Below are 11,733 nucleotides of genomic sequence, written 5' to 3'. Positions count from 1 at the left end.
CCTGATGGGCCTGACGCGACCGAGTCCACGGCAGGTGTTCGCCCACGCCTCCGAGGTCCGATCGATCACACCCGAACAAATTTGGAATGGCGAGGATGCTGCGCATGCGCCGCGCATGGCCGGCGATGCAGGCCTGGCGCACGCCCGCGCGGAGGCGGCTCGGGCGCAGTCCGGAGCTTACGTGCCCGCCCATTGTTGGGTGGTAACGTCGCGTTCGTTTCTGGACTTGGTCGCGGGAGCGACACGACTCAGGCTATTACCGTTTGTCATGAACCGGGTGTCGGGGGTCGAGCCAGGCGGCTTCGAGTTCTTCGTCTCCATGCGCCGGGATCGGGAGACTGATCCAGACAAACTGCGCAGGTTGCAGGAGGGCGGAATCAATTACCTACGCAACGAACTTGAGCGACATCGCACGACCGCCGCGCTGCTCGGAAGCGACGCCACTTAGAGCGTCTAGCAGATATGGCGCACACCACAGAAGAGTGCGTCAAGCGGCTTTACCGGACGGCCGAAGAACGACGTCTTCTAGGAAGAGACGTGGATGGTCCGGGCGTCTGGCATGGGTCGTGATGCGCCGATCCGTCCAACGACGCGGTCGGGGAGACGAGCTTTACAGAGGCTGCCCCTTGGTTCGCTGGCCGCTGAAACCATGACAGATCGCACCGAGCGGAAAACTCGCGCATAAGAGAACATCATTAGCTTCGGTCCCGGCCGCCAGTGCTTGAGAGCAGCATGCGCTCCCGCCCCGATCATGCGGAGCATGTCTGTGTCTGACAGCAAGCCCATAGCCATTCTCATCGTCGAGGCCGACCAACTCGTGCGGATGGTCTCGGCCGAGTTCACCACCGTTGGCCTGATGTCGGCATCATCGTCACTTCGGGAGCAACCGCCGAAATTCTCAGCGACTTACCGCCGGGTACGCGCTTGCTCAGCAAGCCTTACAGGTTCGCGGATCTCGTCCAGGAAAAGGAGGCCGCCTTCGCACGGGTGCATGACGAGCCTTCGACCGCGCCCGTTTTGCCAAGCGGCGTACCGCCCAATAGGGGACTGGACCTGGGCCACGGCGTAGGCGCCATCGCCGCCCCTTCGACCGTGCCGGACAAGACGTGATCCCCGCCCCCATGAGGGCTGGTCCAGCCCTCGGAGCTGGCCGCAAGCATCCCGCAGGGCCCAAGGTTCTGATCGACGGCCTCAGTACCTAAGCGTCCATCACGGGGCGGAAACGGCTGGCACTCGCTCGTAGGCCTCGGGCACACCTCACGGCGCCTGGGTCGTACGCTCCGGACGCCTGCGGGACACGACTCGCCGAAGCACGCGCGAGACCTGGTCTGCGGAGTAAGGTTTCTGCAGCAGCTCGAAACCGTGAGCGCCTTCCTGGGCGAGGACGTGGCTGTAACCCGAGGCGAGCACCACCGGCAGCCAAGGCATCGGGGCACGGAGGATCTTGGCGAGTTCGATCCCACCCATGCCCGGTGGCCTGCCCCCTGAAAATTGGCTCTTCGCCAAGTTTAGTGGATCAGGCTGCGAGGAGGACCAGAACGAGCAGGAAGGCGATGACGCCGCCGGGATGGATGCCGTGGTCGAGCTTGGGCTTCCCGGCGGTCATGGGCCCGGCCGGAACGGCCGAGGTCAGGGTGGCGTCAGCCATCGTAGTCTCCAGGGAAATATTCTTGTTCCCCGGGGGATTAAAATTCTTCGATGACGTTCGGGTGACGCTTGGGGGACCTACATACGGGCTTTGAAAACCTTTTCACATTAGGAAGTGAGATGCTCGGGATGGTCGGCCGCACCCCGGAAGGCGATGTACCCGTTGGGGCGAACGAGGACGACGACCGGCTGACCTTCCAGGCCGTAGGCCCCATGCCCCTTGCCGTCGAGATCGGACTGAACCTCCTCTACATGCCCGTTCCCAACTCACCGCTCGCGCCAAGCCTTCGCGATCTGGTCAGAGAGAGGCTTGATGAGGTAGCTCAGAACGGAGCGGTCTCCGAGTTGCATGAAGGCCTCCACCGGCATGCCCGGCACCAGGCGCAGGGAGCCAAGGCGTGCGGCCTGATCCGGCGGCAGGCGGATGCGTGCGATATAGTAGCTGATCCCCGACCGGGCATCGAGGGTCACGTCCGCCGAAACCCGCGCTACGACGCCGTCGATCTCAGGGGTCGTACGCTGGTTGAAGGCGGCAAAGCGAAGGATCGCCGGCTGATCGAGGCGGACGTTGTCGATGTCCTGGGGCTGGATCTTGACCTCGACCATGAGCTGGTCGGCTTCCGGCACGATGAGCATGGCTGCTTCAGACGGAGTGACGAGGCCGCCGACCGTGTGCACGCTCATCTGATGCACGGTGCCGTCTTGGGGCGCGCGCAGCTCGATGCGCCTAAGCTGGTCCTCGGCCGCGACGCGCTTCTCACGGTACTCCGACCACCGGCCCCGTATCTCGGCCAGATCTCGTCCGACCTCGGAGCGCATGTCGCCGTCGATCTGCAGGATCTGCAGTTCGGTTTCGGCGATCTTGCCCCGGGCCGAAGCCGTTGCGGCGACGAGCTGGCCGCGCTCGCCGTCGAGGCGGGCCGCGTCGCGTTCCAGGGCGTTGACCCGCGCGAGGGAGACGAGGTTCTTGCCGTAGAGCGCGCGCACGCCCGTGAGCTCGCCGGTGATGAACCCGACCTCACGGGCCTTGGCGGCGACCTGCTCCGTGAGCCCACCGATCTCCTCGCGCAATTGCAGGACGCGCTCGCGCAGCTGCGCCTTCTGGCCCGCGCGGCCCGCCACGCGGGCGGTAAAGAGGTGAGTCTCGCCGTCGATGAGGTGGGCCACCGAAAGGTCGGTCTCCCTGCGAGCCAGGAGATCAACTGGAAATCGGATCTCGACGGCGCCGTCGCGCTCGGCTTCGTCGCGGGCCCGGCGGGCGCTCAGTTCATCGAGCGCCTTCAGGACGATGTCGAGATTGGCCCGGGTCTGTGTGGCGTCGAGGCGGATCAGCACGTCGCCGGCCTTGACCCGCGCCCCTTCGCGCACCCGCAACTCGCCGACGACGCCGCCCGTAGGGTGCTGGACCTTCTTCACGTCAGATTCGACCACGAGCTGCCCCGGCGCGATGACCGCCCCCGAAATCTGGGTGACGGTCGCCCAGCCGCCGACACCGGCGACAAGGGCGACGCCCAGCACGAACCCGAGTGCGAGATGCCGCCGGATGGAAGCCTGCGTCACCGAGGGATCCATCGCATGCGGGGCCACGTTGGGTGCGGTCATCACGCGCGTTCCCGTAGGGAGGGCACCGGCTGCTGCTCAGAGCGCAGGCCGGGTGAAGTCCCGTCACGGAACTGAGTCTCGGCCGCCTCGGGGACGGCGGCGGGCCGCAGGACGCGCTTAAACACCTCGTCCTTGGGGCCGAACGCCTGGGCGCGGCCGTCGGCCATCATCAGGACCAGGTCGAGGGCGGCCAGGGCGGAGGGGCGATGGGCGATGACGATGGCGATGCCGCCGCGCCGGCGGATCCCCAGGATCGCCTGGGTCAGGGCGTTCTCGCCCTCGGCGTCGAGGTTGGCATTGGGTTCGTCGAGGACCACCAGGAAGGGGTCGCCGTAGAGGGCGCGGGCCAGGCCCACGCGCTGGCGCTGCCCGGCCGAGAGGCCGGACCCGCTTTCGCCGATCCGGGAATCGTAGCCCTCGGGCAAGCGCAGGATCAGGTCGTGGACACCGGCGGCGTGCGCGGCGGAGATCACATCGGCGGCGTTCGCCCCTGGGTCGAAGCGGGCGATATTCTCGGCCACGGTGCCGGCGAACAGTTCGATTTCCTGGGGCAGGAAGCCCAGATGGGGACCGAGATCGCCCATCGCCCATTGGTCGAGGGCCGCTCCGTCGAGGCGGACTTTGCCGCGCACCGGCGTCCAGACGCCAACCAGCGCACGCGCGAGGCTCGACTTGCCCGAGGCGGAAGGCCCGATGATGCCGAGCCCCTGACCGGCCTGCAGGGCGAAACTTACGTCCTGCACCACAAGGCGCGGCGCGCCGGGGGGCGCCACGCTGACGCCCTCCGCACGGAGAGACCGGGCCGGCGCCGGCAGGCCGTGCAGCTGCGTGACGGTGGGCATGCGGTCGAACAGCTCAGACAGCCGTGCCCAGCTCTGCCGGGCCTGGACGAAGCCCTTCCAGCTCGCGATGGCGAGTTCGGCCGGGGCGAGGGCCCGGGCCACGAGGATCGAACTCGCAATGATGATGCCGGCCGAGGCTTGTCCGTTGATCACGAGGTAGGCGCCCAGGGCCAGCACGCCAGATTGCAGGGCCATCCTGAACACCTTCGAGCCGGCCCCGAAGCCGCTGGCGATGTCCGAGACCTGCTGCTGAGCCAACATGTAGTCCCGGTTGGCCCGGCCCCAGCGCGCGGCAAAACGGGCCTGCATGCCCAGGGCGGCCAGCACTTCGGCGTTCCGGCGCCCGGCCTCGGCGAGGCCGTTGCGGCGCATGCCGTGGGTCGTGGTGGTCTGCGTCGGTGCGCGGGTCGCCTTGTCGGTCAACAGGCCGAGGGTCGCGAGCACGACGGCGCCGGCGAGGGCGGCCGCTCCGAGGAGGGGGTGGAACAGGAAGCAGATCACGAGATAGATCGGCATCCACGGCAGGTCGAAGAAGGCGGAGGGTCCGGAGCCGCCGAGGAAAGCGCGCAGTTGATCGAGATCGCGCAGGGGAAGGAGCCCGTCCCCGGGGGCGTTCTCCTTCAAGGGTGCGCGCACGACGATGTCGAAGACGCGCCCGCTCAGGGCCTCGTCGAGGGTTGCGCCGATGCGGGTGAGGATACGCGAGCGCAGCGCTTCTAGCATCCCCTGGAACGCGAACAGCACGAGAGCCAGGACGCTGAGTCCCACCAGGGTCGGAACGGAGCGACTGGGGATGACCCGGTCGTAGACCTCGAGCATGAAGAACGAGCCGGTGAGGTAGAGCAGGTTCACGAGCCCGCTCATCACCGCCACCCCCAGGAAGGCCGTGCGGCAGCGCCCCAGGGCCCTCGCCAGCTCGTCGCGCGGATAGCCCTTCACCGGATCGACATCCCTGGCGCCCTGATCGACCGTGTGGGGAAGACCGCGCGGCACGTCGCGATCGGTCGACTGTGTGTTGCCGGGGTGGCGCCCGTGCGGGGGATTCCGAAGGCCATGCCCAGTCATTCAACCACGTTGTTTCAAACGACGACCTGCCCACAGCCGGCATTCGGCACGGGCGTGCCGGCGCCGGCGGGTCGAGGAGCGCGCCCGGCCCCGTGCCGGATCGGCCTCAACCAAAAAGGCCGGCGCCGAGGGTGCCGTCGGCGAAGGCCGAGCGGCCCTCGTTCAGGCCGTACTGCAGGAAATGCTGCATCGGGTTCAGTCCGGCCTGGGCCACATCGGCGTAGGCCTTGAGATAGTTCGAGGAGTCGAAGCCAGCGGACGGATCGCGGCCTTCTTTCCACCCGGATTGGTCGTAATGCGTGAGGGGGTTGATGCCTGCCCTGGCGACATCGGTGTAGGCGTTGAGGTAGGCCCGGGTCTCGAACACCGCGTTCGGATCGCGGCCCTCGCGCCAGCCGTACTGCTCGAAGTGGTTACGGGCGTAAGCGAAGCTGTCGCCGGTCTTGGTGGCTTCCGCGGCGACGTCGGAATAGGACAGGAGGTAGAACTCCGCGTCGAAGGCGCCCCGCTGGAGGTCCGCGGTCCGGCCCACTGCCTCGTAGGTCGAACGGCCTTCCGACTGGCCGTATTCGATGTAGTGCTGCAGCGGATTGAAGCCCGCCGTGACGACGTCCGGGTTGCGCGCCAGGTAGTACTCGTTGTCGAACGAAGCCCCCGGATCGCGGCCCTGGCGGAAGCCCGCATCCCGGTACTGGGTCAGAGCGTCGGTGCCGGTCCGGGCCACGTCCTGGTTGGCAGCGAGATAGCCGCTTGTCGAGAAGAAAGCATTCGGGTCGCGGCCCTCTTGGGCGCCGTAGGCCGCATAATGCGCGTCGGCGTCCTGGCCCGCGGCGGCGACATCGCCGTAGCGATTGAGGTAGTACAGGTCGTCCACCAGTGGGGCGCCATCCGCCACATCGACGGTACGGTCGTTGAACTGGAACTGCTCGATGCCCCGCAGGGTATCGGTGCCTTCCGCGCCGGTGATGGTGACGAAGCCGGCGGCGCTCCGGCCGAGGGTCGCGGTGCCAAGGGCGTAGGCGAAGATCGCCCGGTCGAGACCCGGGCCTCCGTTGATGAGGTCGTTGCCAGCCCCCCCGATGAAGACATCGTTGCCGGCCGCTCCGTTCAGGGTGTCGTTACCGGCACCGCCCACGAGGAAGTCGGCGCCGGCGCCGCCCGTGACGGTGTCGTCGCCCAAGCCGGCGTTGAAGTAGTGCGCCCGGGCCGGCAGGGCCGCCGCCGGGGCGGCCGGCACGGCGATGATGAGGGTGTCGTTGCCGGACGTGCCCAAGGTCACGACCTCGAAAGCGTCGCCGCGCTGGGTGCCGACGACGAGGTCACGGACGTCGAACGTCAGGCCCGTCGTTGCGGAGACGAAGCTGATGCCCTCGTCGTCGTAGCGGCTGACGCCCCCCGTGAGCATGTCGCCCGTGGCTTCGGCCTGGAGACGGACCGCGAGGCCGCCATCCTGGTTGGGCATCGTGTTCGTGTCGTTGACGCTGCCGTTTCCGACCTGAGCCGAGGTGAAGGTCAGGCGGACCTGACCACCCGCGGAGGCGGCGACGTTAACGGCGTCGGACCCGTCGCCGAGGTTGACGCTATCGGTGCCGTCCGTCGTGACGTTGAAGAAGGCGATGTCGTTACCAGCACCCCCGAGGATCGTATCGTTGCCGAGACCGCCCGCGAGGGTGTCGTTGCCCGCGCCGCCATCGAGGCTATCGTTGCCGCCGCGCCCATCGATGAAGTCATTGCCGCCGCGGCCCGCGATGGTCTCGCCGGCGTCGCTGCCCACGAGGGTGTCGTTGCCCTCGCTGACCGCGGTCGTGTTGAGTCGTCCCTGGGCGAGGAGGAAGTCGCCGAGCTCGGCCTCGTCCGTGAAGGCGCGGCCGGGGCCGACCCTTACACCCTGCGCGTTGACGGCGGTGTCGGTCTGATCGGAAAGGGACGCGATCTGCGCGGCGTTCGCACCGGCGGCGTAGAGCGGGATCACTTGATTTGAGTGGTTGCCGCTGAAGAACAGGCCCTCGGGCACGCCATCGCCGTTGCGGTCCGGCTGCACGGACTGGAACGGGATTGTCGCGCCTTCCGGGCCGAACAGCAGGTGGTCGTGGTCGGCGGTGACGATCAGGAGCGTGTCTTCGAAGGTCGCGCGGCTCGTCGGCGAGTTGATGTAGTCGACCACCGACTTCACCGCGTTGTTGAACTCGATGTATTCCTCGATCATGCGGCCGAGGTTGTTCGCATGCATGGCGCGATCGACGGCGCCGCCCTCGATGGAGAGGTAGAGGCCGTCCGGATCGGTGTTGAGCTTATTCAGGGCGGCGAGGCTCAGTTCCGATAGGGTCGGCGAGGTGGCGAGGCGTCCGACGCTGAAGGGGATCTCGGTGGTGTTGGGAGCCGCTCCCCCGGAGCGATTGAAGTTGCTTGAGGTGAAGGCCTGGGTAATCATCGCCAGGCGTTCCGTGGTGGGAGCGCCCGTGGCGGCCGCCTGGATCGAGGCGCGGTCCTGCAGGAGGTTCCAGCTCTGGCCGTCCTGTGAACGGTAGGTATCGGCCTTCAGGGCGTTCCACTGGTCGGCGCCGATCCAGGAGTAGTCGGCCGCCGTACGCACCCGGCCATTGTCGTCGTAGTCGGGGTTTCCGGTTCCCGCGATGACATCGAGGATGCCCGCGCCGAACATCTCCTGCGCGATCTGGTTGGCGTTGGACCGTGCGATGTTGTGCGCCCCGCCCGTCGCGGAGGGGGTTGCGTCGCTGAACTGCACCGTGGTGACCACGCCGGTGGCCTTGCCGGCCTGCTTGGCTTGCTCGGCGATGGAGAACAACCGCTCGCCGGCACCATCAACGTCGATGGCGTTGTTGTAGGTCTTCTCGCCCGTAGCGATCGAGGACGCGGTGTTGCCGGAATCGGGGTATGTCGCGCGATTCCACTCGTAACCGGCGAAACCCCTCGGGTAGGTAACCTGGAAGCCGCCGTTCGCGATGACATCGGCACCCGATACGGGCGTGAAATCGTAGTTTTTCGCTGGGTCGTAGACGGTGGCCGGATTCTGGAGAAGGCCGACTTCGCCCGGGATCGGCGTCGTCCGATTGTCGAGGGGGAAGACCGATTGCGCGGTCGCCGTGAACGATGGCCCATCGGCGATCAGGACTTTTCCGGCGGCCCCCGCGCGGGCATCCCCATCGGCGAGCCCGCGAAGATAGAGCCTGGTCGCTTCTAACGTGTTGAAGCCGGCACCATCCGCGATCATGACGATGACGTTCTTGACCGGGCTCGCAGTCGAGGCCATGGCGCTGGTTTCCTCAAAACGGCGGATGGCCAAAGTGGCGGTCCCGCGTCGAATCTTCGGGGAATATTCGGGGTATCAAGCGTCCAGCGTCGGTGCCGAAGACCAGAGCAGTGGAATTTTTGCTCGTGGATACTGCGCGATGCAGCGCCATCTACCGCATGGTATGCGACGGTAATGTGAAGCTTTTGCCTTTCCATGATGCAGATCACGTGAAAGGCGGGGTCGGGATGCGGACCACATGGCAACGGCCGGTTAAGACTGCGCTTCAAATGTGTCGACGAACGAAAGCGGATTTATAGCCACGACAGTACGTACTGCTAACCTCGGCAAGAATTGATCATCTCAAACGTTAGGCCAGTCTATTTCGCCTTCCTTACTGTCATTATCCCGCGTCCAATGCCTCCCATGCCTCTTGTTATGCTGAGCAGATCGTCATCATCGAGCGCCGTCCCGACAAGGCAGGTGCTATCCAGGTCGCAGGCTTGCTCCATGGTCGCGCCCTACGGGTCGGCTCGCCCTGTTAATGCCCGCTCCGCATCACCGCTCGACGTCGTGACCTGGACACATGTCCCGTGGTCGGCGAACGGCAAGGCGTCGACGCGTTCGAGCCCGGGCGCGGCCGCACCCAGCCGCCCGGCCGTCGGATATTCCGCATCTGGCGAATGGGAGGTAGCGGCAGGCTTGAGGGGGATACGGGGAGCTGCGCGGTTCGTGCCGCCTCCGGGACCTTTCAGAACCGTGCCGCAAGGACCTCGGCGAGGGTGATGTTGCGTCCCGCTTCCCGGGACAGACGCAGCATCGTGGACTGACGGAAGCGAGGATCGTGGGTCACCTCGGTCCCGAGCCAGTCAGGTCGTTCCACCGCCTGCGCCTCGTCCAGCAACTCGATCTCCGCCAGCACCATGCCCGAGAGGGCGCCACCATAGACGTCCACTTCCCAGTTCGATCCGGCATGGGGGACGCAGTGGCGTGTCTTCTCGATGAGGCACGGCTCGCAGACCTCGGTCAGCATGGCTTCGGCATCGGCCACCGGGATCTCGTACTCGAATTCCGCCCGGGCGAGGCCCTTGCGCTTGCCCTTGACCGTCAGCCAGCCGCGTCCCTCGGCGATCCGAACCCGGACCTTCCCGCCAGCGAAGTGCCCGACCAGACCGTCCCTCAGGTGGCGCTGGCCGACGACGCCCTCGCGCCAGCCCTCATGAGCGACCAGGAACTTCCGCTCGATCTCGAAACGCATCTCACCCCGCCAGCCTGCTCCGGGAAGCCGATGCCCCAGAACTTCCGGCGCGGCGGGACCTATCCCGAAACCCGCCTGTGCGCCATCGGGCGCAAGGTCCCGCCGCCGATGGATGTCGGTTATATCCTGTCACACGATCGTCAGCAGCCGTATCCATGCCACCTCAAGGATGGAGCACGGCATGAACGATGGCATCGACGACACGGTGGCCCCCTTGACCCGACGTGCGGCCGTGTCAGGCCTCGGGGCCATGGCCGCGACGCTCGCCGCACCGGCGCTCGCACGGAGCACGGAGCCCAACCGGCCGGACGGCGCCGTCGTCGCCACGGGCGTCGTGTTCGAGGACCGCTCCGGGGCGGGGCGCCGGCAGGCCGGCGACCCGGGGTTGCCGGGGGTCGCCGTCTCGAACGGACGGGACGTGGTTCGCACCGATGCCGTCGGACGCTACAGCCTCGCCGTCTCGGACGGCGACGCCGTGTTCGTCGTCAAGCCGTCCGGGTATCGCGTTCCGCTCGACGCGAACAACCTTCCGCGCGTCTCCCACATCCACCGGCCCGGCGGCACACCCGCCGAACTCGGCCTGCGCTACCCCGGCCTTGCCCCCACCGGACCGCTTCCGGACTCCCTCGACTTCCCGTTGCAGCGGGCCGACGAGCCCGCGGCGTTCGACGTCCTCCTGTTCACCGACCCCCAGCCCGCGAGCGAGGCCGAACTCGCCTTCGTGCGTGATGCCGCCCTGACGGGCGTGCTCGGCACCTCCGCCGCCTTCGGCATGACGATGGGCGACATCGTCTCGGACGACCTGTCGCTCTACCCGCGCTATAATCGCCTGGTCGGCCGCGTTGGTATCCCGTGGTGGCACGTGGGCGGCAACCACGACCTCAACTTCGAGGCGCCAGACGCGAATCTCAGCCGCGAGACGTTCAAGCGGGTTTACGGTGCGCCGTACTATGCCTTCGAGCACGGCCAGACGCTATTCCTGATGCTCGACAACGTCCGCTACCTTGGTATCGGCACCGCGGCGCCCGGAGCCCGCGGCGGCCGCTACGAGGGCCGCTTCGGAAAACGTCAGTTGACTTTCGTCGAGAACATTCTGCGCGATTGGCCGCGGGACCGCCTTGTCGTGGTGGGCATGCACATCCCGCTCGTGACCGACACGGGGTCCGAGGATTGGAGCCGGAACACTATCGACCGCGACGTCCTTCTGGCTCTGCTCGCCGGGCGGCCGAGCCTCAGCGTGGCCGGCCATACCCACACGACCGAGCATCATTACCTCGGTGGCGACGGCGCGCACCATCACCACGTCCTGACGGCCGTCTCGGGATCGTGGTGGAGCGGCCCCTACGACCGCCGCGGTATCGCCTGCGCCGACAGCCGGGATGGCACGCCCAACGGCCACCACGTCCTGTCCATCGACGACGCCGGCTATACGACCCGTTTCGTCGCTGCCGCCGAACCAGACCGGGCGATGCGGATCACCCTGGACAGCCAGTTCAATACACCCACTCCGGAAGTCGCCCGCACCTACACAATCGAGCGCCTGCTGGGCTCGCCGATCCCCATGGAGGCCGTGGGATCGACCGACCTCGTGGTCAACGTGTTCGACGGCGGTCCCCGGACACAGGTCATCCTGCGGCTCGGCGGCGGACGTGCGGCGATCCCAATGGTGAGAACGCGTCAGCCCGATCCGTTCGTGACGCAGGTCTACGCGCGCAATGCGGATACCAAGAAGCCCTGGGTGTCAGCGATCCCATCATCGCACATCTGGGTCGCCCGGTTGCCTTCGGACCTCGGGCCGGGGACGCACCGCGCGGACATCGAGGTCCTGGATGAGTACGGCCGGGCGCGGCGCGAGGCGATGATCATCGAGGTCATCGGCGCGTGACGCCCGGACTCGTTCGCCGTGGCCTCGGTGACCCGACCACCGAGGATCGTGCCCGTCATCAGCGTGTCGCACGGTCGGTGGTAGCGTACGCCTTCGGTGAAGGCCGCGTTCGTGGTCCCGGCGGGGTGTCAGGCGGCGATCTGCCGGCGCTGAGGCTGGGTCCAGTTCCACGGCAGCAGATCGT

At 67.1% G+C, this 11,733-nt stretch carries 6 protein-coding genes and 2 pseudogenes; 2 read left to right on the top strand and 6 right to left on the bottom strand.

Annotation, left to right across the window (positions count from 1 at the left end):
• Positions 1-448: pseudogene (locus ASF22_RS16205) on the top strand (hypothetical protein); the annotation flags it as partial.
• A gap of 809 nt (positions 449-1,257) precedes the next feature.
• Here the strand turns inward: ASF22_RS16205 and ASF22_RS16200 are convergent.
• The 6 genes and pseudogenes from ASF22_RS16200 to ASF22_RS16180 form a co-directional block, all read right to left on the bottom strand.
• Positions 1,258-1,473 (bottom strand): annotated as a pseudogene (locus ASF22_RS16200) (hybrid sensor histidine kinase/response regulator); the annotation flags it as partial.
• Between the two features lie 43 nt (positions 1,474-1,516).
• Positions 1,517-1,648 (bottom strand): hypothetical protein, encoded by a 132-nt coding sequence (locus ASF22_RS25225; protein ID WP_280137420.1) that lies wholly within the window; start codon positions 1,646-1,648, stop codon positions 1,517-1,519.
• Between the two features lie 266 nt (positions 1,649-1,914).
• Positions 1,915-3,249, bottom strand: a complete 1,335-nt coding sequence (locus ASF22_RS16195; protein WP_056266245.1) for an HlyD family type I secretion periplasmic adaptor subunit — start codon at positions 3,247-3,249, stop codon at positions 1,915-1,917.
• Positions 3,249-5,006 carry a type I secretion system permease/ATPase gene (locus tag ASF22_RS16190; RefSeq protein ID WP_280137421.1) on the bottom strand — a complete coding sequence of 586 codons (1,758 nt, stop codon included), beginning with the start codon at positions 5,004-5,006 and terminating at the stop codon, positions 3,249-3,251. Before ASF22_RS16190 ends, ASF22_RS16195 begins: the two co-directional genes overlap by 1 nt.
• A 256-nt stretch (positions 5,007-5,262) precedes the next feature.
• Positions 5,263-8,427: an alkaline phosphatase gene (locus ASF22_RS25220; RefSeq protein WP_056266242.1), complete on the bottom strand. Its 3,165-nt coding sequence runs from the start codon at positions 8,425-8,427 to the stop codon at positions 5,263-5,265.
• A 730-nt stretch (positions 8,428-9,157) separates the two neighbouring features.
• Positions 9,158-9,664 carry a CYTH domain-containing protein gene (locus ASF22_RS16180; protein ID WP_056266239.1) on the bottom strand — a complete coding sequence of 169 codons (507 nt, stop codon included), beginning with the start codon at positions 9,662-9,664 and terminating at the stop codon, positions 9,158-9,160.
• 181 nt (positions 9,665-9,845) lie between these two features.
• Here ASF22_RS16180 and ASF22_RS16175 point away from each other — a divergent pair, with 181 nt between their 5' ends.
• The gene (locus tag ASF22_RS16175) at positions 9,846-11,549 is read left to right on the top strand and encodes a calcineurin-like phosphoesterase family protein (protein WP_056266256.1); all 1,704 of its coding nucleotides are present in this window, start codon (positions 9,846-9,848) and stop codon (positions 11,547-11,549) included.
• Positions 11,550-11,733: the final 184 nt, after the last annotated feature.

It is taken from the genome of Methylobacterium sp. Leaf87 (genome assembly GCF_001422775.1).
Lineage (GTDB): Bacteria > Pseudomonadota > Alphaproteobacteria > Rhizobiales > Beijerinckiaceae > Methylobacterium.
Note: the sequence above shows the minus strand (reverse complement) of the source record. Positions and strands in the feature narration are given on the sequence as shown.